26 protein-coding genes are annotated in these 24,557 nt (G+C 36.1%); 11 read left to right on the top strand and 15 right to left on the bottom strand.

Going from position 1 to position 24,557, the window contains the following annotated elements:
* Positions 1-99 precede the first annotated feature (99 nt).
* Positions 100-591: an Lrp/AsnC ligand binding domain-containing protein gene (locus IEV17_RS01075; protein WP_004662457.1), complete on the top strand. Its 492-nt coding sequence runs from the start codon at positions 100-102 to the stop codon at positions 589-591.
* Between the two features lie 58 nt (positions 592-649).
* Here IEV17_RS01075 and putP read toward each other — a convergent pair whose 3' ends face one another.
* Positions 650-2,155 carry a sodium/proline symporter PutP gene (putP, locus tag IEV17_RS01070; RefSeq protein WP_004662455.1) on the bottom strand — a complete coding sequence of 502 codons (1,506 nt, stop codon included), beginning with the start codon at positions 2,153-2,155 and terminating at the stop codon, positions 650-652.
* A 482-nt stretch (positions 2,156-2,637) separates the two neighbouring features.
* Here putP and aspA point away from each other — a divergent pair, with 482 nt between their 5' ends.
* Complete coding sequence (gene aspA, locus IEV17_RS01065; protein WP_004662454.1) at positions 2,638-4,080, top strand: aspartate ammonia-lyase; 1,443 nt, start codon at positions 2,638-2,640, stop codon at positions 4,078-4,080.
* Between the two features lie 66 nt (positions 4,081-4,146).
* Here aspA and gcvH read toward each other — a convergent pair whose 3' ends face one another.
* From gcvH to IEV17_RS01040, 5 genes are all read right to left on the bottom strand, one after another.
* A complete protein-coding gene (gene gcvH, locus IEV17_RS01060; protein ID WP_004662452.1) occupies positions 4,147-4,521 on the bottom strand; it encodes a glycine cleavage system protein GcvH in 375 nt (124 codons plus the stop codon).
* 97 nt (positions 4,522-4,618) lie between these two features.
* Positions 4,619-5,644: an AraC family transcriptional regulator gene (locus tag IEV17_RS01055; RefSeq protein ID WP_004662449.1), complete on the bottom strand. Its 1,026-nt coding sequence runs from the start codon at positions 5,642-5,644 to the stop codon at positions 4,619-4,621.
* 127 nt (positions 5,645-5,771) lie between these two features.
* Positions 5,772-6,212 (bottom strand): MaoC family dehydratase, encoded by a 441-nt coding sequence (locus IEV17_RS01050; protein ID WP_004662447.1) that lies wholly within the window; start codon positions 6,210-6,212, stop codon positions 5,772-5,774.
* On the bottom strand, positions 6,212-8,062 hold the full coding sequence (locus IEV17_RS01045; protein ID WP_004662446.1) for an ABC transporter ATP-binding protein: 1,851 nt from the start codon (positions 8,060-8,062) through the stop codon (positions 6,212-6,214). Before IEV17_RS01045 ends, IEV17_RS01050 begins: the two co-directional genes overlap by 1 nt.
* A 244-nt stretch (positions 8,063-8,306) precedes the next feature.
* Entirely contained in the window at positions 8,307-8,837 is a 531-nt protein-coding gene (locus IEV17_RS01040; RefSeq protein ID WP_004662443.1) for a hypothetical protein, read from the bottom strand.
* Between the two features lie 600 nt (positions 8,838-9,437).
* Here IEV17_RS01040 and IEV17_RS01035 point away from each other — a divergent pair.
* From IEV17_RS01035 to IEV17_RS01010, 6 genes are all read left to right on the top strand, one after another.
* A complete protein-coding gene (locus IEV17_RS01035; RefSeq protein WP_004662441.1) occupies positions 9,438-9,632 on the top strand; it encodes a hypothetical protein in 195 nt (64 codons plus the stop codon).
* Positions 9,633-9,825: 193 nt separating this feature from the next.
* Positions 9,826-10,005 carry a hypothetical protein gene (locus tag IEV17_RS01030; protein ID WP_004662439.1) on the top strand — a complete coding sequence of 60 codons (180 nt, stop codon included), beginning with the start codon at positions 9,826-9,828 and terminating at the stop codon, positions 10,003-10,005.
* A 468-nt stretch (positions 10,006-10,473) separates the two neighbouring features.
* The gene (locus tag IEV17_RS01025; RefSeq protein WP_004662437.1) at positions 10,474-11,127 is read left to right on the top strand and encodes a hypothetical protein; all 654 of its coding nucleotides are present in this window, start codon (positions 10,474-10,476) and stop codon (positions 11,125-11,127) included.
* 165 nt (positions 11,128-11,292) lie between these two features.
* On the top strand, positions 11,293-11,748 hold the full coding sequence (locus IEV17_RS01020; protein WP_004662435.1) for a DUF7868 domain-containing protein: 456 nt from the start codon (positions 11,293-11,295) through the stop codon (positions 11,746-11,748).
* Between the two features lie 57 nt (positions 11,749-11,805).
* The gene (locus IEV17_RS01015; protein ID WP_004662434.1) at positions 11,806-13,332 is read left to right on the top strand and encodes a tyrosinase family protein; all 1,527 of its coding nucleotides are present in this window, start codon (positions 11,806-11,808) and stop codon (positions 13,330-13,332) included.
* Positions 13,333-13,345: 13 nt separating this feature from the next.
* Positions 13,346-14,137: a copper chaperone gene (locus IEV17_RS01010; protein WP_004662431.1), complete on the top strand. Its 792-nt coding sequence runs from the start codon at positions 13,346-13,348 to the stop codon at positions 14,135-14,137.
* Positions 14,138-14,230: 93 nt separating this feature from the next.
* On the opposite strand, the gene IEV17_RS01005 is transcribed toward IEV17_RS01010, so the two are convergent.
* The 9 genes from IEV17_RS01005 to IEV17_RS00965 all read right to left on the bottom strand — a co-directional run bounded on the left by IEV17_RS01005 (position 14,231) and on the right by IEV17_RS00965 (position 21,189).
* A complete protein-coding gene (locus IEV17_RS01005; RefSeq protein ID WP_004662430.1) occupies positions 14,231-15,481 on the bottom strand; it encodes a mechanosensitive ion channel family protein in 1,251 nt (416 codons plus the stop codon).
* Between the two features lie 117 nt (positions 15,482-15,598).
* Entirely contained in the window at positions 15,599-16,138 is a 540-nt protein-coding gene (locus IEV17_RS01000; RefSeq protein ID WP_004662427.1) for a DUF2058 domain-containing protein, read from the bottom strand.
* Positions 16,139-16,141: 3 nt separating this feature from the next.
* Positions 16,142-16,822 carry a YoaK family protein gene (locus IEV17_RS00995; RefSeq protein ID WP_004662424.1) on the bottom strand — a complete coding sequence of 227 codons (681 nt, stop codon included), beginning with the start codon at positions 16,820-16,822 and terminating at the stop codon, positions 16,142-16,144.
* A 9-nt stretch (positions 16,823-16,831) separates the two neighbouring features.
* Positions 16,832-18,031, bottom strand: coding sequence for a serine/threonine transporter SstT (gene sstT / locus IEV17_RS00990; protein WP_004662422.1), 1,200 nt, complete (start codon positions 18,029-18,031; stop codon positions 16,832-16,834).
* Positions 18,032-18,455: 424 nt separating this feature from the next.
* Positions 18,456-19,241: a thiazole synthase gene (locus IEV17_RS00985; protein ID WP_004653899.1), complete on the bottom strand. Its 786-nt coding sequence runs from the start codon at positions 19,239-19,241 to the stop codon at positions 18,456-18,458.
* 23 nt (positions 19,242-19,264) lie between these two features.
* A complete protein-coding gene (gene thiS, locus IEV17_RS00980; protein WP_004662421.1) occupies positions 19,265-19,462 on the bottom strand; it encodes a sulfur carrier protein ThiS in 198 nt (65 codons plus the stop codon).
* A 9-nt stretch (positions 19,463-19,471) separates the two neighbouring features.
* A complete protein-coding gene (locus IEV17_RS00975; RefSeq protein WP_004662419.1) occupies positions 19,472-19,837 on the bottom strand; it encodes a DUF423 domain-containing protein in 366 nt (121 codons plus the stop codon).
* Positions 19,838-19,944: 107 nt separating this feature from the next.
* The gene (gene rpoH / locus IEV17_RS00970) at positions 19,945-20,814 is read right to left on the bottom strand and encodes an RNA polymerase sigma factor RpoH (RefSeq protein ID WP_004662417.1); all 870 of its coding nucleotides are present in this window, start codon (positions 20,812-20,814) and stop codon (positions 19,945-19,947) included.
* Between the two features lie 135 nt (positions 20,815-20,949).
* Positions 20,950-21,189 (bottom strand): sulfurtransferase TusA family protein, encoded by a 240-nt coding sequence (locus IEV17_RS00965; protein ID WP_004662415.1) that lies wholly within the window; start codon positions 21,187-21,189, stop codon positions 20,950-20,952.
* Positions 21,190-21,755: 566 nt separating this feature from the next.
* Between IEV17_RS00965 and IEV17_RS00960 the strand changes: the two genes are divergently transcribed.
* From IEV17_RS00960 to fba, 3 genes are all read left to right on the top strand, one after another.
* Complete coding sequence (locus tag IEV17_RS00960; RefSeq protein ID WP_004653893.1) at positions 21,756-21,968, top strand: cold-shock protein; 213 nt, start codon at positions 21,756-21,758, stop codon at positions 21,966-21,968.
* A gap of 101 nt (positions 21,969-22,069) precedes the next feature.
* Positions 22,070-23,221 (top strand): ATP-dependent RNA helicase RhlB, encoded by a 1,152-nt coding sequence (gene rhlB / locus IEV17_RS00955; RefSeq protein WP_004662412.1) that lies wholly within the window; start codon positions 22,070-22,072, stop codon positions 23,219-23,221.
* Positions 23,222-23,421: 200 nt separating this feature from the next.
* Positions 23,422-24,459, top strand: a complete 1,038-nt coding sequence (gene fba, locus IEV17_RS00950; RefSeq protein ID WP_004662410.1) for a class II fructose-bisphosphate aldolase — start codon at positions 23,422-23,424, stop codon at positions 24,457-24,459.
* Positions 24,460-24,557: the final 98 nt, after the last annotated feature.

The following is a 24,557-nucleotide window of genomic DNA, read 5'->3' as shown; positions in this document are numbered from 1 at the left end:
CTAGAACATATTGAGTAGAGAGGTTTAGATAATTTATGATTACAGAATAAAACCCGAGTAACTCACTATAATTTACCTATTTTTTAGAGGAAAATTCAGTTGAATGGCCCTATTTATACATTAGATCGTACCGATCTGAAAATTCTGGATATTCTTCAAACAGATGGAAGAATTTCCAACAGTAAATTGGCGGAATTAGTGAACCTTTCACCGACTGCTGTCATGGCCCGTGTGCAAAAGTTGACGAAAGATGAATTTATCTTGGGATATGAGGCAAAACTCAATCCGAATAAGTTAAATGCCAGTTTTCTTGTGTTTGTTGAGGTGCTCTTAGATAAAACCACCCCGAATGTACTCGAGGATTTCATTGATGCAGTGACACAATATCCGGAGATTGTTGAATGTCATATGGTGAGTGGTGGCTTTGACTTTTTGATCAAATTGCGTAGCGCAGGGATGGAGGAGTTTCGTCGTATTGCGGGGCAAATTTTATGGCAACTTCCTGGAGTGAAAGAAACGCGTAGTTATCCTGTGATGCAGGTTGTAAAAGACAGCTCTAAAATAAAAATTAAATCAAGAACCAAATTTTAATAAAAGATCAAATAAAACAAAGGGGCTCGAAAGCCCCCTTAAATTTTACTCAGAAATCTTATTTCATTTCTCTCGTATAGATTTCATCTGCTTGTTCAAAACGACCAGTCACAGTTGCGTTAGGTGCTTTACCAAGTAAGCTCACCACAACAATACTGATCAAGGCAAAAATGAAACCAGGAATAATTTCATAAATACCAGTACTAGCAAATAAATTTTTCCAAACAATCACTGTAACTGCACCGATAACCATACCCGCCAAAGCACCGTTTAGCGTCATACGTTTCCAGAACAATGACATGATAATCAATGGACCGAAAGCAGCACCGAAGCCAGCCCAAGCATAAGAAACTAAGCCAAGTACTTTACTATCAGGGTTTTGGGCTAAAGCAAGAGCTAACATTGCAACTGCAAGTACCATTGCTCGACCAATCCAAACTAACTCTTTTTGAGTTGCATTTTTCCGGATCAAGCCTTTGTATAAATCTTCAGTTAATGCGCTTGAACATACCAATAACTGACAACTTAAGGTACTCATGACTGCTGATAAAATTGCAGCAAGGATCACACCAACAACCCAAGGGTTGAATAAAATTTTAGTGAGTTCCATAAACACTGTTTCAGGGTTAGCCGTCACAACCGCTGCAAATTCAGGATGTTGATGGAAATACGCAATTCCGATAAAACCAGAACCAACTGCACCTGCCAAGCATAAAATCATCCATGTCATACCGATACGACGAGCAGCAGGGATTGATTTAACAGAATCGGCAGCCATAAAACGAACTAGAATGTGAGGTTGACCAAAATAACCCAAGCCCCAAGCAGCTGCTGAAAGAATCCCAACAATACTTTCAATATTTAGATTTGAAACAAAATCATAAGCATGCGGGCGGGCGCTCTCAACAATTGCTGTAAATTCTTCGACACCTACACCTAAAGACATGTATGTGACGATAGGTAGAAGCAATAACGCAAAAATCATCAAACCAGCTTGGAATGTATCTGTCCAACTGATTGCCAAGAAGCCACCAATACAAACATATCCGATTGTTGCAAATGCACCAAGCCATAAAGCGGTTTGGTAAGGTAAGTGGAACAATGTTTCAAATAGACGTGCACCAGCTACCATGCCAGAAGCACAATAAATCGCGAAAAAGATGAGAATAATCAGTGCGGAAGTTACACGTAAGATCTTTTTCTGATCATCAAAACGACCAGTGAAATAATCTGGTAACGTAAGCGCATTATTCTGAACCTCAGTATGAACGCGTAAACGTCCAGCCACGAGATACCAGTTGAGCCATGCACCAATGATTAAGCCAATTGCAATCCATGATTCAGATAAGCCTGTCAAATAGATTGCCCCTGGTAAACCCATGAGTAGCCAGCCACTCATATCGGATGCACCCGCAGATAAAGCGGTAACGAAACTACCTAGGCTTCGTCCTCCAAGAATATAATCATCAAGGTTTTTGGTAGAAAAATAGGCGTATAAACCGATACCAAGCATGGCGATAATATACACCACGAACACAACAACAGTGGGATTCGAAAAATTCATAATGGATGCCTGTCCTTACATATCCATAACTGTGCAATCCCATCTGAATAGACAAAAATGATTCACTATTCTAACAAGACTGATAAGGCCACAGATTCAAGCACGAATGATTTTTAAAATACTGTTTTGTTTTTGTATATTGTTTGTATATTTTATGTAATTTAAATTAAGTGTATGAATCTTAATTTTTAAATCTAAAAAAGCTCACTTTTTTTTAAATAAAAGAAAGACATTTGCGGCTTAAAAATAGGCTACATGTTTCAAATTATTGCAGCGGCAAAAAATTGATAGTAATAACAGACATTTTTGAACAGAAAAATAGAATGAAATGACAACACATGTTGTTACAAAAGCAACAATGCAGAGAAATTACATTATAAAAAGCTCGTAATGTTAAGCAATTCTGCTAATGAAAATTTATTTGAAATCTTCCATATTATTTCTTTGCACCATTAGGGTGCATTGTCTGAGAGAAATGGAAAGTGGACACGGTTCAAGCAGCAACCATAAGAATAGAGCATGATTTACTTGGTGCAAAAGAAGTGCCAATGGATTGTTATTACGGAATTCATACTTTACGCGCAATTGAAAATTTCAAAATTTCTTCGCAAAAAGTTGGACAAAATAGTCACTTTATTCGTGCGTTAGCACAAGTGAAGAAAGCATCTGCTCAAGCAAATCTAAGTTTTAATAAATTAACAGAAACTCAAAGCTTGGCGATTCAGCGAGCTTGTGATGATTTAATTAATGAAACACAAAAATGGCAAGACTCATTTCCAATTGATATTTATCAAGGTGGGGCAGGCACGTCAATTAATATGAACACTAATGAAGTCATTGCCAATATCGCACTTGAATCATTAGGTCATCAAAAAGGTCAATATGACATCATTCACCCGAATGATCATATCAACAAATCACAATCAACGAATGATGTGTATCCTACTGCGATTCGTTTATCGACTTATTGTTCTCTAGATGCACTATTTACACAAATGGATAAATTGATTACTTCATTTGAGAATAAAGCAATCGAGTTTCGCTATATTTTAAAAATGGGGCGTACCCAACTCCAAGATGCTGTGCCGATGACACTTGGGCAAGAATTTCACGCATTTGCAACTTTATTAAAAGAAGATGTTCGTCTGATTAAACGTACACGCGAGTTGTTGCTTGAAGTAAATTTAGGCGCAACTGCAATTGGTACTGGTGTAAACACACCTAAAGGCTATGCTGTAAAAGTAGTTTTGTGTTTGAAACAAATTACAGGTTTAAATTTAGTTGGTGCTGAAGACTATGTTGAAGCAACCAGTGATTGTGGCGTCTTTATTATTTTATCGAGTGCCTTAAAGCGTCTTGCATGTAAACTTTCGAAGATTAGCAATGATTTACGTTTGCTAAGTTCAGGTCCTCGTACTGGTTTGGGTGAAATCCAATTACCTGAATTACAAGCTGGCTCATCAATTATGCCTGCAAAAGTAAATCCTGTTATTCCAGAAGTGGTAAATCAGATTGCATTTAAGGTGATTGGTAACGATCTTACGATTACATTTGCAGCAGAAGCAGGACAGTTACAGTTAAATGTCATGGAGCCTGTGATTGCAATTTCACTTAATGAATCAATTGAGCTATTAACCCAAGCGATTCAAAGTTTAGATGAAAAATGTGTACGTGGAATCAAAGCACATGAACAAGCATGCCATGATGCGGTCATGCGTAGTGTAGGGATTATTACTTTGCTCGATCCATTATTAGGCCATGCTTTGTGCGATGAAATTGGTAAGCAATGTATTGCAGAGAATAAAACTATTCAGGAAGTTGTGCTAGAGCGAGGTTTACTCACACAGGCTCAACTTGATGAAATTTTCTCTTTTGAGAATTTGGTTTCAGAAGTAGATGGTATTCAGGTTGATTATGTTGCTTAATTAATTAAGCATAAATAAAAAGCCCAGTTCTTGACTGGGCTTTTTAATGTTTGAATTTATTTAAAATTACAAACCTGATTCATATTCACTATGTGAAAGGAGCTTTTCAACATCAGCCATATTGTCTGGTTTGATTTTATAAATCCAACCTTTACCATACGGTTCTTCATTGACAAAATCTGGATCATCTTCAAGCGCTGCATTCACTTCAACGACAGTACCCGAAACAGGTGCATGGATGTCAGATGCAGTTTTAACAGATTCAACAACGCCCGCTTGTTCTGTTGCAGTCACATGACTACCGACTTCTGGTGTTTCAACGTAAACTAAATCACCTAACTCCAACTGAGCATGGTCACTGATTCCAGTAACAACTAAATCACCTTCGATTCTTACCCATTCGTGTGTTCGTGCATATTTTAAATCTGCTGGATGATTCATGACAACTCCTTAAACAATCTGTCGTATCATTTTATTTGGCTTTATACAGGTTTTTTAGTTAAAACAAAAGTGTTTATAAATGAAGCACTTTGCAATATTACAAATAAGGGTCTTTACGCCAGTTACTCGGACTGCGTCCACTCCAGCGCTTAAATGCACGGCTAAAATTCGCTACATCAGAATACCCTAATTCATCAGCAATTTGTTCTAAACTATAATCTGTTCTGGATAGTAAAGATGTTGCATGACGATAGCGTACTTCATCTACCAAGGTAGAGAAGGATGTACCTTCAGCTGCTAGCTGACGTTTTAGAGTGCGGTCTGACATATGCAGACGCTCAGCAACACTCTCGATGCTTAGATAATGCTGTTCTGAATTGGTTAAAATATCACGTACGCGCATTGCAAGGCGACGACGTTCGCCTAAAGCAGAAAGTTCAGTTTCACACTGATTAATTGCAATTTGGCTGGCAATTGGATCTGCATTCACCATTTTTAAACCGAGATATTTTTTATCAAAACTCGAAATTAAATGTGGCTGATTAAAACGTACTGTACTGGTTAATTTATCACGATATTTATCAAAGCCCGTAGGCTCAGGGAAATCTAAATCAACTTCACCCTTTAAGTCTTCAATTCCTGTTAAGGCTTTTGCCATGGTCATAATACCAATCGTTAAACCTAAGATAATTTCAGTACGTAATGGTTCAACTTCAATATCACATTGCAGTTGTAAGGTTGCTTTAGGTCCAAAAGTAGAAAAGTAAAGTTGTAAAAAAGGTAAGCGTAATTGAATAAAACGGCTTGCAAGCGCAATTGCATCTGTAATGTCATGCGCAGTCATAATGGCATAACCAATAAAACCATGAATAGAAATACGCATTTGCGTACCTAGGTGAAATCCTAATGTACTTTCACCTGTTAAACGTAAAGAATGTTTAACTAATTCATTCGCAATAGGTGTGGGAATTCGATAATTTGGGTCAGCTAATTGCTCGCTAGTTAAATGAAAAGGAGCAAATAAGGTTTCATCGCTATATCCCCAGCGTGAAACAACATCTAATAGCAATAAGCCATAGACGCCTGGTATACCTTGATCTTGACGAGTTGAAGTTGTTTTCATGTGCTTTCCGTGGCGCTCATCAATTTTGCCAATATCTTTTAAACATTTAAGTCTGAAACATCTTTACACGAAATAAAATAATCAATCATAAAAATTGTTGGACAAAAGAGTCACCCAATCTCCAAAATTAAGCTGCTTTTCTAAAGACCATTATTTTGGTTGTTGATATTAATAGCACATCGCCATGTTGGTTCAAAGCTTGCGTAACGTAACTGACGATACCACGATCAGTTTTGGTTTTAGATGGCACGATTGCAGTAATTTCAATTTCTACATGAATCTTATCACCAACACGGGTAGGGCGAGGCCAACGAAGACTAGATTCTGAACCCAGTAAACCACCTGCAATGGGAAAACATTCGGTCCATAAACGCATTGTGATTGCTGAGGTATGCCAGCCACTGGCAGCTAAACCTTGAAAAATAGGATGTTGTTCAGCTGCTTGCTCATCTAGATGAAAAGGTTGAGGGTCATACTGGCTTGCAAATTGTTTCACTTCTTCAAGCGTGATTTCATAGTCACGACTAATGAAGCGATCTCCAATATTTAAGTCTTCTAAATACAACATTATTCTGTGTCCTGAGCCACTACTCGCTGCTCAACTAAAAAACCACCTGTTTGGCGTTTCCATAATTGTGCATACAAGCCATCATTTGCAATAAGCTGCTCATGTGTACCTTGTTCAGCAATTTTGCCTTGATCAAGTACAATGAGACGATCCATTTGAGCAATAGTAGATAAACGGTGTGCAATTGCAATGACCGTTTTGCCAACCATTAAGTCATTTAAACTGCTTTGAATTGCAGCTTCAACTTCTGAGTCAAGGGCACTTGTTGCTTCGTCTAAAATAAGAATAGGTGCATCTTTTAAAAAAACTCTAGAAATAGCAATACGTTGACGTTGCCCCCCAGAAAGTTTTACGCCACGTTCACCGACATAAGCATCAAAACCAACGCGTCCTTTCTGATCAGTCAATTGAGGAATAAATTCTTCTGCTTTGGCTTTTTTGACAGCAAGTTGAATCTCTGCTTCAGTCGCATTAGGGCGACCATATTTAATATTTTCAGCTACCGTACGATGTAATAGAGAGGTATCTTGAGTGACCAGTGCAATATTGGCACGTAAACTATCTTGTGTAACATCATGGATGTTTTGCCCGTCAATCAAGATACGACCCTGATTAATATCATAAAAATGCAAAAGTAACTGAATGAGAGTAGATTTACCCGCACCAGAACGACCAACGATACCTATTTTCTCGCCAGGTTTAATCGTAAGATTGAAATGATCAATTACATTTTTTTGATTATAAGCAAAACTAACATCTTCAAAACGAATTTCACCCTGTTGAACTTTTAGTTCAGTTGCATCTTTTTTATCTTGAATCTGGATGGGCTTACCTAGAGTTTTCATACCATCTTGAATGGTACCAACATTTTCGAAAAGCATCGTGATGTGCCACATGATGAATTCGGCTAGGCTATCGAGCTTTAAAACCATCGCCGTGGTTGCTGCGATTACACCAATAGCAGCTTGCCCTTGTGTCCATAACCAAACAGAACTACCAATCACGCCTATAAAGAGAAAAGCACTGAGTAAACGAATGCTGATTTGGTATTTCACACCTAAGCGCATCTGTTTATAAACAGTGACCATAAACTCTTGCATGGACTCTTTTGCATACTGACTTTCACGACCAGCGTGCGCAAACAGTTTCACAGTTTGAATATTGGTATAAGCATCGGTAACACGTCCAGTCATAACCGCGCGTGCATCTGCTTGTTGTTGTGAAACTTTACCAAGACGAGGAATGAAATAACTGGCAATGGCAATAAATAAGACAAGCCATAAAAGCAATGGGACGATCAAAACAGGCGAAATAGAGCCTAATACAAAGCTAATCGTAATAAAGTAAATCAGTACATAAACCAACATGTCACCAAGGATCATCCAAAATTCACGAACCGCTAATGCAGTTTGCATAACTTTGGCAGACAAGCGGCCAGCGAAATCGGTATGGAAAAAATCTAAGGTTTGTTGCAACAATAAATTATGGAATAACCAGCGCATACGCATTGGAAAATTACTAAATAACACTTGGTGTTTGACAATAGATTGCAAACTTACGAAGAAAATATTTGCGAATAAAATACTTATGAGAATAGTTAAATTTTGATGATTGGTTTCTAAAAAAGTATTAGGCTGACTTTTAGTGAGCCAATCAACTAGTTTACCAATATAAGAAAAGAATAATGCCTCAAAGCACGCTGCTGCAGCTGTACAAGCAATAAGTAAAAAGAGGAATGGTCTGACCCCTTTCGTTGATTGCCAAACAAAAGCAAAAAAAGTAGTCGGTAATGGTTTGTTTAAATCTTTCGTTGGGTAAGGATCAACTAATTTTTCAAACCAACTCAGCATTACACTTATCCTCTGATGAAATTCTAATTCAGCTAGTTCAGTAGCATATCAGAAAATTAGCTTTAGAGATGAAAAGAGCGAATGTGGCTTGGTTCGAAAAAGGATAATTAAATTCCCAATTTAATTTCAAAAATAGTTTATCTCAAATATTATTTGTTATTAATTTTTTCTTAACAAATAATATGGTGAATGAAATTGCTAATGAATTATTTCAATAGATCATTAGCAATCCAAATGATTGATATTAACGAATGGTGTAAATGATATCGAAGTTAACATCCACTGAACAAATAAGTAAATTACAAATTAGATTATTGTTTAGTAGATTTGAAATTTGATTACTTAGATTCATTTCAAATGCTGTTAATTCTCTCATGATTATTTGGCATGCACTATTAAATTCATGAATATTCCAATCTTTATTAAATAAAAATTTTATAGCATTTAAATTGTTTAATTCATACATCAAGGTGTGATGAAGTGAGAATCCTTTATCATCAACTATATTTGAACTTTGGAAGAGAATTGGTTCGAGTTGATTCGCTTTGATGAGCATTAATGAATCAATTATTTTATTTTTAAGCTCATTATTTAAGCTATTAAAGAAACCAAAAGAGAATGTTGCAATGACCGCAGCATCCATCCAAAGTGTAGATTTATGACTCATTTTTTCTAAATGAAGTTCTATAAATTCACATTGATTTCCGATATTCTCAGTTTGGGAGAAAAATGAGTAATCTTTTTCATTTTTGAATTTTATTGCTGAATGAGGCATCTTCTAACTCATTATTACATTAATTAACAATATTTATACATAATGTTTTTTTTTAAATTAAAATTCAATAGGTTTTATTAATATTTATTTCCTTTGATTGGTTATTGATCCAAAAATGCCTATTTGATCAATCTTTCTATTCGAAAAGTTATAATAAGTTAACTATATTAAATTAATATGAAAGGTATTTAATAATATTTGAAACTTAGGGATGTTATCTAATTTTTTATAGAAACTGCGAACGAGATCTAAGTTTTATATTCAAATAACTATCAGTAGGATAGAAAATTTCTGTCTTTTCCCTACAAGTGTTTAGGAGATAAAACTGATATAAGTGATAGACATTTTTAGATGTATGTTGAACGAGTCGGTTTGATGCAAAAGATGGGAAATCGAATTGATCAGTTAGCAGGCTACGGATTGGTATTGTAGAGGAGTGTACTCACTTTAAGTTCTATTTGTCTCATAGAGGAAGAGCAAGACACTAACAATTATTTAAAAATTCATTTGAAATACAGCTTTTATAGTGAAAAATCAATGCATGAAACGTGATACAAGGCGTATACTCAAATGAACCATTACAATCACATAGGATTAGAAATGCTTCTTAAATTTGCGATTCGCTTTATGGCTGTCCTCCTTTCAGTACTTATCTTGGCTGCTATCGTTATTCAGTTCTTCTTCTCAAGCAAATTAACCACAGATTTGTGGATTATTGTAGTTCCTGTGATCTTAGGTATTCCAATTCTTACCTCTGTCGTAATTGCTAAAGACGATGAGTTAAGCATTCAGTGATACATACATGAATAATTAAAGTAACTATTTAAAAAGCCCATGCCAATGGGCTTTTTTACTGTTTTAAACAATCTAAGTCCTGTTTGAGAATTTTAGATTGTTTGATGAACGGTCATAATCAAGCGATGATTGGTACTGGTAATAGTTGTTAAAAAAATAGATAATTGTGATGCAATTCACAATTAGGATAAAAATGTTTAAGATCTTGGGGAATTTAACAGTTTGTATGCTGTTTATTACTGGTTTGGTATTTTTAGTGATTGGAACTTCGTCAACAGATGCGCTTCTGATTGCTGTTTCATTCGCTTTGATGACGGCATCTTATCTATTTGCATCAGAATTCAATATAAATCTGCTGAATTGGAATAAATAACAATAAATTTAGCTGAAGAATTTTTGTGGAAATTCTTCAGCAATTCATTAGGTATCAAAGTTGAAGAATGTAAAAAATCAAAAACGTAGCAATAGGTTTTTAGTTTAAAAGATTGAAAATAATTTTAAATATGGATTTTACAAATTACTCTATAATTAATAATTCTTAAAAACACGTCGTAAGGTTGTTGAGTAGAACTAATAAATAGATATGACTAAGCGAAAACTAGTAAGTCATACAAAGCGTAAAATTTTCCAACTTTAGCGATTTCATCGCACTCCAAAAAATCTAGTTCTTTAAATAACAAGAACATCTGTTATTGGTAAAATTTTTATGATTTTTCTGAAAAATCAGTTTCGATTAACTGTTTAGATGGTAGATGAACTCTTATAATTCTAAATAGTATTTTTTTAGAACAAAATAAATTATGCTCTAGAATCTTAATTTTAAATAAAAATAGGTAATTACATGGGGAAAATTGTTCCAGGGGTTTTTGGTTTAACATTGGGTATAGTAACTATAAATGCGTGGAGTGATACACCACTACAAATTAATTATGGTACACCACAAGCATTAGGTGAGCAGACTTTGCAAGCAACTGCTACAGTTAATCAAGATGAAAACAGTAATGGTCTTCAAACTTCTATTTTTGCAGAATATTATGGCTCAAAAATTGGATCTAATGATTTAGGTGGTGATCAAAAACTTAATGGAGTTGGTGCGGGCTTAACGGTTACAGCTCTAAATTCATTGAGTACAAGCGTTGGTTTAAACTTTCAGAGAAATTCGAATTGGAAAAATACTGAAATTAACGTTAAAGGTGGCTACAAATTTTACAATTTTGATAATACCTACGCAAATGCCAATATTGGTGTTGGTTATGCTTGGGTAAAAGCAGATGATTATGATGTTAAGCTACGTTACGTCACATTACCTGTTGAGTTAGAGGTTGGACACTATTTTCAAAAAGACCTCGCTGTTTATGCAGGGTTGGGCTATAAGTGGTTGTATATAGAAAATCTTAAAGATGTTTGTACTAGTTATTTTTGTAGTACAGCAGCTTCTGATGTATTAGATCTGGATGGTATTACTTATCGAGTTGGACTTAAATACGATTTCTAGAAATATTAAAAAAGCTCATCAATAGATGAGCTTTTTTAATTTATACTTTTAAATAATCTTAAAGTTTAATTAAATTAAATAATAAAATTTTAAACTAACTTTGTGTAATTTAATTTTTTTAGGTATAATATTTGAAATAAAATTATTATATGAATAATAACGTATATGATAGAGAAAATTTCTGAAACTGATAAATCTATTGTTCTGTGCGATAAAATTTCATTATCATTAATTTTTAATGATATGAGTGGCTTAACTAAATATGGAAGTGATAAGCAGAGATTTTGGTTGAAATTCTATTCGATTGAAGCTTCTGAGGAAGGTATTGTTTTAGATGTATTTTTAAGTTTGGATGATTGTGTAAAACAGGACTTTATGGTCGAAAACCATGTCGATTCAATTGCATTATTCGGAGTTAAAAAAATTGTAAAGGAACATGGTGTTGGAATAGATTATTCAATTGATGTTAGTAAATTTATATATAATAAAATTAATCTAAAGAATATAAAACATTTGAATAATTTCTTTTTTAATATTAGTATTTCGAATCGTAAAATGTTAAATGCCAATAATAAGATAACAATAGAGAAAATTTCTATTCTAAAAGAAATCATTATCTAAATGAATAATTTCATCGTTATCGTTTTTTATAAACAATCATAAAGGAATGAGAATAAAATGACATATATCCGAAAAAGTGTTTGGGCAAATGGTGGGGATTTAGATGATCCAATATTATTTTGGTATGCTAAAGCGGTCGGTGCTTTAAAGGCTAAAGCATTGGATGATCCTACAAGTTGGCGTTTTTTCGCTGGTATACATGGTTTTGATGCTGAATTATGGGAGAGTTTTGGTTATTACGATCCAACAGTTGATCAACTACCAACAGCAGAAGTGCAGGCAACATATTGGCGACAATGCCAACATGGTACATGGTTTTTTGTACCTTGGCATCGTGGCTATCTAGTTGCAATAGAGTCTATACTCAGAGCCGAAATTATCGCGCAAGGCGGTCCACAAGACTGGGCATTACCATTTTGGGATTACAGCGATACAACTAACCCAAATGCAGCCTACATGCCACCAGCCTTTGAACGGACACACTTACCAGATGGTAGTGTTAATCCATTATATGTAGCTCAACGTTATGGTACTTATCATCCATTACCAGCTCAAGATATAACCCTGACTGCTTTAGAAGATTTGGAGTTTACGACACCACATAATTTTAAAGCATTTGGTGGGCCAGTAACTTCCTTTTCCCACTCAAATCGTATATTTGGTGACCTAGAAAGTAAGCCACATAATTTGGTACATGATGATATTGGTGGTGATAATGGCATTATGAGTGACCCCGATTCTGCAGGACTAGACCCAATATTTTATTTGCACCACGCCAATATCGACCGTTTATGGAGCGTTTGGTTGGAACTTGGTAATGGGCGATCAAACCCTATTGATCCGCAATGGTTACAAGGTCCTATTGGCAGTCGACAATTTATTATGCCTTTGGCTTCGGGTGATTCATGGCAATATACACCTCAAGCTGTGCAAGATAATTCCGATATCAATGTAAATGGTAAGCAATTGGGCTATGAATACACGCCAGGCTCTGGTGTAAATTCAACTCAAGAAATGTTATCTACCAGCGAAAATCGAGCGAAAACATTTGGTTTAGAATCTTTTAAGAACTCAATTGATTTACAGCCAGTTGCTTCAGAACTTATAGGTGCAACAACAAAAAAATTGCAGATTGATGGTCTAACCAATGTCACTATTCCTTTAGATCACAAAATGAAAAATACTTTGCAAAAAAGTTTTATGGCATTGGATGAATCATCTCAAAGTAATGTTGCTGAACCAGATCGAGTATTTCTAAAACTTGAAAATGTTAAAGCAAATCGTGAAGGGATTATTCTCGATATTTATACGACTTTGACAGACGATAGCGACCAAAACAAAACCAGCTTGGTTGAATCCATTGGTTTATTTGGTATTCGTAAAGCGTCGAGTAGCAAAGAAGAACATGGTGGAGCAGGGCTAAATATTATTGTTGATATTACTGATTATTTTGATGAACTTCATTTGAATAAACAGATAGCTGGCACTAATGCTTTCCCTATTTCATTTGTACCACGTCAACCTTTAGCTGCTGATACAGATTTAAGTATTGGGCAAATTAGCGTGTATCGAGAAGGCTTGTAAGGATTTAAGTATCATGAAATTACAGGCATATTTATCGATAGTTAAACGTCCGCCTTTTTCAATACTATTGGGTGTTGGGTTATTTGTGTGGTTATTTTTGTTGCTGCAACCTATCTTTATGACCCAATTCAATATGCCTGTAGAAGGACATCTCCATCATCATGCTCATGTTCAACAAAGTAATAGTTTATGGTCTGTTATTGTACAGGCCATAAACATACATTGGTTTTTAATGCTTATTGCAATGATGTTTCCTTTGCTTTCCGATTCAGTTTTATTCATTTGGAGAAAAAATTTTCCAAGAAAAAGATATCTCGGTTTAATTTCATTCTTTTTGGGTTATATGTTTTTTTGGACTTTAACAGGCATAGGGCTTTTGGTAGCCACAGAGATTCTGAATAATTTTTTTAATCATTCTAAAGAACTTATCTTGGGCTCTATCTTCGTTGCTCTATTATTTTGGCAAGCAACACCTTGGAAACAAGTCAGTCTGAACAGATGCCATATTCCACCGATCATCAATCCATTTGGTTTTCAATCCGTGATTGACTGTTTTAACTACGGTTCAAAAAAGGCATTTTATTGTGTTGGGATGTGTTGGCCATTGATGTGGATTTCACTATTTACCATGCAACAGACTATGTATTTTATGCCACTGTTTACCTTTATTATGTATTTTGAACAGAGTCTGCCTTGGAAACCAGAACAATGGCGAATTCCTTATCTTGGTTTATTGCAAAAATTATATAAACACTCAACTGATAAGAATAAAACTGCATTATCGACACATTTTAGGGTTTCATAGAAAATTTTGGGAAATTAGGTTTAAAGGTTTTTCTATTTGAATACTTTAAGGCTTTAGTATTGAAAAATGTAAAGCCTTAAATCTTAGTTCACATTAGATTTGAACATCTTTAACAGGCAAATAGGTTTTAAAATCATATCCTGATGGTGCTTGATAAATTCTCAAACCAAATTCAGGAATAATTGCAATCAAATGATCGAAAATATCAGATTGAGTCGCTTCGTAAGATGCCCATGCTGTCGTATTTGTAAACGCATAAATTTCTAAAGGTAGACCTTCACTGGTGGGTTGTAGTTGACGAACTAAAATAGTTTGATTCTGCGCAATACCTTGATGTTGGCGTATATAGAACTCTACATAAGCACGGAATGTTCCCACATTGGTTAAACGACGTTGGTTGTATTCTGATTGATTGCTTAGATGATCATTAAACTTATTAATTTCATCTTGTTTTGCATCAAGATAATGGTCTAAAAGTAAAAAATCTTTTAATTTTCGCTGTTCACTATCAGTCATAAAGTGAACACTACTTTGGTCAAGAAATATTGAACGTTTAATACGACGGCAGCCAGAATTACTCATACCACGCCAATTTCTAAATGTATCGGTGACAAGTTTGTTGGTCGGAATGGTGGTCAGTGTTTTATCGAAATTTTGTACAGTCACTGTATGCAGAGACATATCAATCACGTCGCCATCTGCATTTAACGAGGGCATCTCAATCCAGTCTCCAATACGAACCATATCATAAGAGGCAATTTGTACACTTGCGACTAAAGACAGGATCGTATTTTGGAAGACTAGCATGAGAACTGCTGCCATTGCACCGAAGCCTGCGAGTAAAGTAAACACATCTTTTTTAAGAAAAGTACCTAAAATCATAAGACCACAGACAACGAATAAAATCAGTTTGATCAGCTGTAAATAACCTTTGATGGGTTTATTTCTAGATTTTGGATTGCGTTGATACACTAAGTTAAAAATATTCAGTGCTTCACTAATTGATAAAGCAAGCGTTAGAAAAATAAATGCTTGCGCTCCCATTTGTATTAATGTAATTACTTTTAATGGAAGATGGGGAACTGCACTGATTCCATTCATGATCACTATCGCAGGAACGATATTTGCAAATCGACGTGTAACGCTGTGTTGGGCAAAAATTGATTGGTGGGGTGACTTAAGTTTAGTAATGATATGGCGAATACCACGTACAATAATTCTTTTGGCAATAAAATTTGCTAAAGCCGCCAGAAAAATCAAAATTGCGAATGAAATAAGCATTTCTAACCAAGGGTATTGGCTTAATTCACTTCTAATTTCGCTAATAAAACTTAAATAATTCAAATCAAAACGCCTTACAATTTTTACTTTGTTAATTGTAAGGCGTTAAAAGGATTTATGATAAGTTGATCACATTTTGAATACGAACTGTAAGGTTGTATTACATTAATGAAGTGTGATTTACCACATTAAATCATCTGGAATGACATAAGCCGCGTATGGATCTTCTTCATCAGTTGCTTGATCATTTTTCTCAGTATTATTGTTAACCAGAATAAATCCTTGCATTTTCTGATCAATTTTTTCTGCAAGAGCTTTGGGGAGATAAGCATATTTATCTTGATCTTTAGCAATAACTAAAGAACCCGTCACTAACGCATTATAAACTTGTTGTGAAAGATAAACCTTTTTGATTTTCCCCTCATCAATGAATTGATAGGTAACATCACCCTCTGTTTGTAAAATCTTATGTTGCTTGATCATTTGAATAATTGAAGCTTTAAGCGCCTTTTCTTCTAAAACCTTTTGTTTTTCTAAATTCAGTGCTTGGTCTTTTGCTAATTTCTCTTGATTCACTCGATCGATTTCAGCTTTTAATGAGGCATCATCATGTTGTCCAGTGCGTTGTTCATGTTGCACCTGTTTGGTTAATTTTTTGGCTTTTTTATTGTCGACCAAACCCGCTTTGAGTAACTGAGCTTGTAATGCATTTTTAACCATAATTCAATCCGAATTCGAGTTTGATGAAGAGCGAAAGTAAATTACCCAGTAAGCTATACTCATAGTCAGACTTAAACTTGCTGGTATAAGAAAAGTTTGTAATTTTAAATAAGGATAAAGCAAACTCGCAATAAGCCCACCGATAAAAAATCCTAGAAAGATGAGCAAGTGTAAAAAAATACGTCTATTTTCAATTTTTAGACCACGAACTTTATAACCTAAGGTTAAGCCAATATCCGTTAAAACACCTGATAAATGTGTTGTACGGATAATTGCACCTTTATAGTGACTGACCATCGCATTTTGTACGCCCATGGCGACACATGCCCACAACAAACCATAGCGCGGGAAGTAAGGTAACAAAAGCCAAGTTAAAAATAGAAATGCAGCAACTAAACTAAGTGGGAAACCGTAATGATGGCCAAAAGAGACATTGCTATCACCAAGAATGAGACCGCTGTAAAACGATCCAATCACGAAACATAAAACTACCAAACTGAGATAAATAAAATGCTCTGGTTGCCATTCTAGCAAACTCATTGCGAGCATGCTGACATTGCCAGTCATGTGTGAAACTGATTGATGTAGAACAGTAAATAGCCCCAATACGTTAACCATACCAGCATTTAGTGCGAGTAAAAAAGCACCAAGTTGAATCCAGTTTGGTAAACGCTGTAAGGGCATAACAATCTACTAGTTTTTTCGGTTTCGGAAATCTACAGCAGCAGTAAATAAAACGTCAGTTGACGAATTCAGCGCAGTTTCAGTCGAATCCTGTAATACACTGATAATCATACCAATCGCAACTACTTGCATCGCAATTTCAGATGATATACCAAATAAACTACAAGCAACAGGGATGAGCAGTAATGAACCACCTGCAACACCTGATGCACCGCATGCTGAAATGGTTGCAACCACTGAAAGGATAATCATTGTGCTTATATCAACATGAATACCCAATGTATGAACAGTAGCAAGCGTTAATACTGTAATTGTAACCGCTGCACCCGCCATGTTGACTGTTGCTCCAAGTGGAATAGATACACTTGCAGTTGCTTCATTTACACCTAAGCGTTGCGCTAAATCCAGATTCACAGGAATATTGGCAGCAGAACTACGTGTGAAAAATGCCGTGATTCCACTTTCTTTTAAACATTTAAACACTAATGGGTAAGGGTTTGCTCGCATAGTTAATGCGACTAAGATTGGATTAATCACTAATGCAACAAAAAGCATTGTTCCTATTAGTACAATTAACAAATGTGCATAGCTAGATAAAGTTGCTAAACCTGCATCTGCAAATGTGACTGCGACTAAGCCAAAAATTCCCACAGGGGCAAAACCAATCACGGTGTGAATAATTTGATTTACAGCATCAGCTACATCAGTAAGCACTTGTTTCGTAGTCTCAGAACTATGACGTAATGCTAAACCTAAGCCGATTGCCCAGGCCAAAATACCAATAAAGTTGGCTTCACTAATCGCTTGTACAGGATTGGCAATAAAGCTTAATAATAAGTTCTTTAAAATTTCAGCCAAACTACCAGGTGCTTGTAGAGCTGGTTGAGTTGATAAATTAAGGAATAGCTGACTTGGAAAAGCAATACTTGCTACCACAGCACTAAATGCTGCGAGTAGCATTCCAACTACATACAAAATCATAACAGGCTTTAAGTTTGAGTTTTGCCCAACTTTGAAATTAGCAATCGAAGCAAGCACTAAAACAAAAACAAGAATCGGGGCAACCGATTTTAATGCTTTAATAAACAATTCACCTAATAAACTCAAATAAGGTGTAAAGTTAGGAAAAAGCAAAGCTACGCCAATCCCTAAAAAAATAGCAATAATAATTTTGCTGACCAAACTCAATCGAGACAATACATTAAACATATAAAAGCCTTATAAACCTATATGCGGTTTAAGGTTAAACAAGCGCCGTATTCTATACCTAAGCACTGTATTTTTTTAAATTTTTTTGATGAACGAATTACTTTAAAAATACCATAAAAAATTAAAATAATGTTTTTAAAAGTATTTTATTTAAATATACAGAATCTTTTTGTGTAAAAAAAGATCTTATCTCTATGGTTTTACTAAAAACTATAAGTAAAAAGTCAGTATTCTTCTATCTGTTGTTTAAAATTTAGATTGATAACTTATTGATAAATCTAGGAACAATAAATCATTTTATCTCAAAAATTATTGTACAAATGAGTGGTTTTTAAAGAATTTGGCCTTATCCATATAATTATTGCATTAAGCAAATAGTAATTAATACAAATAAAGAAGGGACTTATTTAGCCCCTTCATTCTCTTACTTAAAGAAATATCCTGTCTCAGGTGAACTCGCATTCGCCATACGCTTACGTGGCATACGACCTGCTAAAAATGCTTCACGACCTGCCTCAACCGCTTTCTTCATCGCAGAAGCCATTAAAATCGGATTTTGAGCAGCCGCAATCGCTGTATTCATGAGTACGCCGTCGCAGCCCAATTCCATTGCAATTGCCGCATCACTGGCTGTACCGACACCAGCATCGACCAAGACAGGCACTTTGGCATTTTCCTTAATGATGGAAATGGTGTGTGGATTGAGAATGCCCAAGCCTGAACCAATCAAACTGCCCAAAGGCATAATCGCAACACAGCCCATGCTTTCAAGTTCTTGCGCAACAATCGGGTCATCCGAGGTGTAGACCATGATCTCAAAACCATCATCAATCAAGGTTTGTGCAGCTTTAAGTGTTGCAGTGACATTTGGGTATAAGGTTTTTTCATCACCGAGTACTTCTAGCTTTACCAGATTGTGACCATCAAGCAGTTCACGTGCCAACATACAAGTCCGAATCGCGCTATCTGCATCAAAGCAACCTGCGGTATTTGGCAGGATTGTGTATTTCTCAGGTGGAATCACAGAAAGCAGATTTGGTTGATCGGCATGCTGACCAATGTTTACACGACGAATTGCAACGGTGACAATTTCAGCACCACTGGCTTGAATGGCTAAATCAGTTTCATTGAGATCTTTATATTTACCAGTTCCGACCAATAAACGAGATTGGAAGGTACGTGAACCAACAATTAAAGGGGAATCTTGCATGGGCTTACTCCATTTTTAGCCGATTAGCCGCCACCAACAGCTTGAATAATTTCAATACGATCTTCAGGAGCAATTGTTGTTTGCTCAAGTCTACTTTTCGGAATAATCTGTTGGTTCTTCTCTACAGCGAAGCGTTTGCCTTCAAGCACTAAGCTTTGAATCAATTGCTGTAGATTTTCACAAGACGTGTCTGTTGACTCGCCATTTAAATAGATGTGCATGATCAATCCTTATTTCGCATGCTTAATCGCTTGCCATGCGAGTAGCACCCAACCTGCAATCATAAATGCACCGCCAATCGGTGTAATCGCACCTAAGATTCGAGGTAGGCCGAGCGCCATAATGTACAACGAACCACAGAAAAAGATGATACCAATTTGGATCAAAATAAAAGGAATTTTTATTGGGAAGGTTGCTGTGGTTTTATGCAGGGTGCCAAGAATAAGCAAACCAATCGCATGATAAAAGAAGTATTGGGTTGCTGTACCCCACCAAGCGAGCTGCTCTGGGGTTGCAAAAGATTTGAGTCCATGAGCACCAAAAGCACCCAACATAACTGCGAGCGCAAGGTTAAGCGCCGAGATAGCTATCCACATAATGATAATGGAACTGGAAATTTGATGAACAAAGTTAACATATTCTGGTGCTTAAACAAAGCCAGATAAAACAAAAGGGCATTAAAGCCCTTGTGTCTGATTCGATTTTAGCTTGCAGACATGGCAGTTTTGATTTTTTCCATTGCATTCTTTTCAAGCTGTCGAATACGTTCTGCTGAAACGTTATATTCTGCGGCCAATTCATGCAAAGTCGATTTATCATCATCTAACCAGCGGCGTTGCAAGATATTACGAGAACGATCATCAAGCTGTTCCATTGCCTCATGTAAGGCAGAACTACTTTGCTCTTCATAATCTTCTTCTTCAATCAACCGAGCTGGGTCGTAGCGATTATCTTCGAGATAAAGTGCAGGAGCTGTATGTGGGGTGTCGTCATCATCATCGCCTTGAGCTTCAAAAGCAGCATCATAAGCGGTTAAGCGACCTTCCATTTCGAGCACTTGCTCTGGTGTGACATTCAAATCATTGGCAATTGATTTCGCTTCTTCTAAAGTGAGTCGTTTGCTTGATTTTTTAAGACTACGTAAGTTAAAGAATAATTTACGTTGTGCTTTGGTCGTTGCGATTTTGACAATACGCCAGTTACGAATCACATATTCATGTATTTCGGCTTTAATCCAGTGCACTGCAAAAGAAACTAAGCGTACACCCATATTTGGATCGAAGCGTTTTACCGCTTTCATTAATCCAAGGTTACCTTCTTGAATAAGATCGCCTTGTGGCAATCCGTAACCTGCATAGCTACGTGCTATATGTACGACAAAGCGTAAGTGTGACATTACCAATAGTTTGGCAGCATCAAGATCTTGGTCATAATAATAACGCTCAGCAAGTTCTTTTTCCTGCTCGGCTGTTAAAATTGGAATTTGATTGACAGTACTGATATATGCACCGAGATTTACGCCTGGCGCAGACAATGACAGGGGCATCAATTGATTGCTGCTGTCAGTAGTCATGGAGTCTCCTTACTTATAGGATGATATTTAAGTCAACAATTTCATCTTAATGCGAATGTTTTTCATCACTAAGGAAATTTGAGTATAAAAATGTAAAGTTATCTAGTTTATCTTTAGCTAGAGTTTATCAAAGAATTACATAGATTCAATTAAATAGTGAAACTCATTCTCTGAAATTTTTTGTGTCTGGCATTGAAGTTGCTGAATTTGGCAATATCGTGTTACATCAATTTCACTATGTGGATCAGATGATTTCAATAAATACTGTTTAGATCCTTCAGCTTTTTTTAGAGCACGTTTCAACATCAATAGTGGCATTGGACATGGCTGTCCAAGCGCATCAATCACTTCAGGAGAGGTAGATATTTGAGTCATAAAGTTTTAACAAATTGAGTTTGATATGATTTTAACAAATTTACATGTTGATTACTGAGGATTTACTATGAATTATTTAGGAAGTTATATTAATTCGGTTTTTCTTTTTTGAACTTTTAATCTTAAAAAAAATGGTTGTGAATGTTTTTAAACCTAATAACTAGCTCAATAGCTTTGAATGCAAATTAATCGCTTTGATTTTCTTTTCTGATTAATTTTATCTAAAATTGTTTCTCGTTTTATGGCAATAAAGCAGTGCATTTTTACACTAAAAAAAGCACTTAAAAACTGCTAAATTATTGAAAAAAACAGATAGAAACATTGGAAATAACTCAAAATAAATCTATTAATTATCATGAACCCATGTTAAGCTCGATGCGTTTTAGGATGTATGCTATACGATAAAATCGTTAAAAAAACCTATAACAAATGGATGTAACCGGAAATTGTTGATAGTTTTACAGAATGATTACAAGCTTTGAAATTATAAAAATTTTAAAACCTTGTTGGCTCTGCTGTTTGCAACACCGGAAGGTCCTTATCTTTCAATATCTGAGGATTGACTTATGACAGCTCGTGAACAAGGCGTAGTAAAGTGGTTTAATGACACTAAAGGCTTTGGTTTTATTCAACGTAATGGTGGTGATGACGTATTTGTTCATTTCCGCGCAATTATGGGTGACGGTCACCGTTCTTTACGTGACGGCCAACGCGTTGAATTCAGCGTAGTTCAAGGACAAAAAGGTTTCCAAGCTGAAAACGTTCAGCCTTTAGACTAATTTGTTGCTTTAACGCAATATAAAAACGCCCCAATGTTATTTGGGGCGTTTTTGTTTATAATGGCCACTTTCTTTTGATCATTGATGGTTCGAGAGCATATATGACATCTGGTTTTGAAACCTTAAATTTACATCCGCAGTTGAAGAAGGCAATTGATGCTTTGGGTTTTACACAAATGACCCCAATTCAACAAAAGGTTTTGAAATATACATTAGCAGGGCATGATGCCATTGGTCGAGCGCAAACTGGTACAGGTAAAACAGCAGCCTTTTTGATTAGTGTGATCAATGATCTATTAAATAATCCGCTACAAGAACAACGTTTTCGTGGCGAACCACGTGCATTGATTCTGGCTCCTACACGTGAGTTAGCACTACAGATTGAGAGTGATGCACAAGCTTTAACAAAATTTTCAAACTTACATCTTGTCACTCTACTTGGTGGTGTGGATTTTGATAAGCAAAAGAAAATGTTGGATAGTAATTTTGTTGATATTATCGTTGCAACGCCCGGTCGTTTAATTGATTTTGTCGAGCAAAAAGAAGTTTGGTTGGATAAGATTGAATTCCTTGTGATTGATGAGGCCGATCGTTTATTAGATATGGGTTTTATTCCATCGGTAAAACGGATTGTGCGTTATTCACCCTTCAAAGAACAACGTCAAACTTTAATGTTTTCTGCAACTTTTAGCTATGATGTGCTTAACCTTGCTCGTCAGTGGCTATTTGAACCTGTAACGGTTGAGATTGAACCTGAGCAAAAAACCAACAATGATGTTGAGCAGCGCGTTTATGTGGTTGCGAAACAAGATAAGTACAAATTATTGCAAGAAATTTTGCGTGATGAACCAATTGATAAAGTTATGATTTTCGCAAATCGTCGAGATCAGGTTCGTCGTTTATATGATCATTTAAAGCGTGATGGTTATAAAGTCGGTATGTTGTCTGGTGAAATCGCTCAGGATAAACGCTTGAAGATGCTCGACCAGTTCAAACAAGGTAAGCATAATATTATGATCGCAACAGACGTTGCTGGTCGTGGTATTCACGTTGACGGCGTATCGCATGTGGTGAATTTTACTTTACCAGAGCAGTCTGATGATTATGTACATCGCATTGGTCGTACAGGTCGTGCTGGTGCTCAAGGTGTTAGTATTAGTTTCTTATCGGAAGATGATGCTTTCTATTTACCAGAAATTGAAAAAGCAATTGGTAAAAAGCTACCTTTAACGCGTTTAGATGGGTATTGTTAAGGCTAAATAAGATTTTCTGATATTCCGATAACATTTAAAAAAGACTAAATTATTTCTTAATTTAGTCTTTTTTTATTTTGAAAGACCCTCATTTGCTAAATTACACAAAAGATTCATGATTTTTTCGGAAATCCAGTGATTAGTTGCTGAATTGAAGTAAATCAACATGTAGAATATGCCGCATTACCTGGGAGGATATTATGGCACTCATCTCAATGCGCCAGCTCTTGGATCACGCTGCAGAACATAACTACGGCGTACCAGCGTTTAACGTAAACAATTTAGAACAAATGCGTGCAATTATGCTCGCTGCTGATGCAACGAATTCACCTGTTATTGTGCAAGCTTCGGCAGGTGCACGTAAATATGCAGGTGCACCTTTCTTACGTCATTTGATTTTGGCAGCTATTGAAGAATGGCCACATATTCCTGTGGTAATGCACCAAGATCACGGGACGAGTCCTGATGTTTGTCAGCGTTCAATTCAATTGGGCTTTAGCTCAGTGATGATGGATGGTTCATTGGGTGCTGATGGTAAGACTCCAACATCATATGACTATAATGTTGATGTTACTCGTCGTGTTGTCGCAATGGCGCATGCGTGTGGTGTTTCAGTTGAAGGTGAGATTGGTTGCCTAGGTAGCCTTGAAACTGGTATGGCTGGTGAAGAAGATGGTGTTGGTGCTGAAGGTGTGCTGGATCATTCTCAATTACTCACTTCTGTTGAAGAAGCAACTCAATTTGTCGCTGATACGAATGTAGATGCTTTGGCAATTGCTGTTGGTACTTCACATGGTGCGTACAAGTTTACTCGTCCACCTACAGGCGATATCTTGGCAATTGATCGTATTAAAGAAATTCATGCTGCGTTACCAAATACGCATCTTGTAATGCATGGTTCAAGCTCTGTACCACAAGAGTGGTTGGCTGTGATAAACCAGTATGGTGGTGATATTAAGGAAACTTATGGTGTTCCTGTTGAGCAGCTCGTGGAAGCAATCAAACATGGCGTACGTAAGATTAATATTGATACCGATTTACGTTTGGCATCTACAGGTGCGATGCGTCGTATGATGGCTGAAAAACCAAGCGAATTTGATCCGCGCAAATTCTTTGGTGAAACAGTTGAAGCGATGAAGCAAATTTGTGTAGATCGTTATAATTCATTCGGTACATCAGGTAATGCAGATAAGATCCGCCCAATTTCTTTAGAGAAAATGGTTGATCGTTACAAATAATTGATTTGTAATCTAAAAAATAGCGGCAATTGCCGCTATTTTTATTTTGAATATATTTAAAATAAAACTGCTGGCGATCGCCGGCAGTTTTAACTTGG

This window comes from Acinetobacter modestus (genome assembly GCF_014636095.1).
Lineage (GTDB): Bacteria > Pseudomonadota > Gammaproteobacteria > Pseudomonadales > Moraxellaceae > Acinetobacter > Acinetobacter modestus.
Note: the sequence above shows the minus strand (reverse complement) of the source record. Positions and strands in the feature narration are given on the sequence as shown.

Bases quoted from the DNA above. Each gene is read 5' to 3' on its own strand.
- fba (WP_004662410.1), top strand. From the start codon at position 23,422: ATGGCACTCATCTCAATGCGCCAGCTCTTGGATCACGCTGCAGAACAT.
- IEV17_RS01045 (WP_004662446.1), bottom strand. From the start codon at position 8,062: ATGCTGAGTTGGTTTGAAAAATTAGTTGATCCTTACCCAACGAAAGAT.
- IEV17_RS00975 (WP_004662419.1), bottom strand. From the start codon at position 19,837: ATGTGGATAGCTATCTCGGCGCTTAACCTTGCGCTCGCAGTTATGTTG.
- rhlB (WP_004662412.1), top strand. From the start codon at position 22,070: ATGACATCTGGTTTTGAAACCTTAAATTTACATCCGCAGTTGAAGAAG.
- IEV17_RS01015 (WP_004662434.1), top strand. From the start codon at position 11,806: ATGACATATATCCGAAAAAGTGTTTGGGCAAATGGTGGGGATTTAGAT.
- IEV17_RS01035 (WP_004662441.1), top strand. From the start codon at position 9,438: ATGCTTCTTAAATTTGCGATTCGCTTTATGGCTGTCCTCCTTTCAGTA.
- gcvH (WP_004662452.1), bottom strand. From the start codon at position 4,521: ATGAATCATCCAGCAGATTTAAAATATGCACGAACACACGAATGGGTA.
- IEV17_RS01025 (WP_004662437.1), top strand. From the start codon at position 10,474: ATGGGGAAAATTGTTCCAGGGGTTTTTGGTTTAACATTGGGTATAGTA.
- sstT (WP_004662422.1), bottom strand. From the start codon at position 18,031: ATGTTTAATGTATTGTCTCGATTGAGTTTGGTCAGCAAAATTATTATT.
- IEV17_RS01030 (WP_004662439.1), top strand. From the start codon at position 9,826: ATGTTTAAGATCTTGGGGAATTTAACAGTTTGTATGCTGTTTATTACT.
- IEV17_RS01050 (WP_004662447.1), bottom strand. From the start codon at position 6,212: ATGTTGTATTTAGAAGACTTAAATATTGGAGATCGCTTCATTAGTCGT.
- IEV17_RS00960 (WP_004653893.1), top strand. From the start codon at position 21,756: ATGACAGCTCGTGAACAAGGCGTAGTAAAGTGGTTTAATGACACTAAA.
- putP (WP_004662455.1), bottom strand. From the start codon at position 2,155: ATGAATTTTTCGAATCCCACTGTTGTTGTGTTCGTGGTGTATATTATC.
- IEV17_RS01040 (WP_004662443.1), bottom strand. From the start codon at position 8,837: ATGCCTCATTCAGCAATAAAATTCAAAAATGAAAAAGATTACTCATTT.
- IEV17_RS01020 (WP_004662435.1), top strand. From the start codon at position 11,293: ATGATAGAGAAAATTTCTGAAACTGATAAATCTATTGTTCTGTGCGAT.
- IEV17_RS01000 (WP_004662427.1), bottom strand. From the start codon at position 16,138: ATGGTTAAAAATGCATTACAAGCTCAGTTACTCAAAGCGGGTTTGGTC.
- IEV17_RS00995 (WP_004662424.1), bottom strand. From the start codon at position 16,822: ATGCCCTTACAGCGTTTACCAAACTGGATTCAACTTGGTGCTTTTTTA.
- IEV17_RS01010 (WP_004662431.1), top strand. From the start codon at position 13,346: ATGAAATTACAGGCATATTTATCGATAGTTAAACGTCCGCCTTTTTCA.
- thiS (WP_004662421.1), bottom strand. From the start codon at position 19,462: ATGCACATCTATTTAAATGGCGAGTCAACAGACACGTCTTGTGAAAAT.
- IEV17_RS01055 (WP_004662449.1), bottom strand. From the start codon at position 5,644: ATGAAAACAACTTCAACTCGTCAAGATCAAGGTATACCAGGCGTCTAT.
- rpoH (WP_004662417.1), bottom strand. From the start codon at position 20,814: ATGACTACTGACAGCAGCAATCAATTGATGCCCCTGTCATTGTCTGCG.
- IEV17_RS00985 (WP_004653899.1), bottom strand. From the start codon at position 19,241: ATGCAAGATTCCCCTTTAATTGTTGGTTCACGTACCTTCCAATCTCGT.
- IEV17_RS00965 (WP_004662415.1), bottom strand. From the start codon at position 21,189: ATGACTCAAATATCTACCTCTCCTGAAGTGATTGATGCGCTTGGACAG.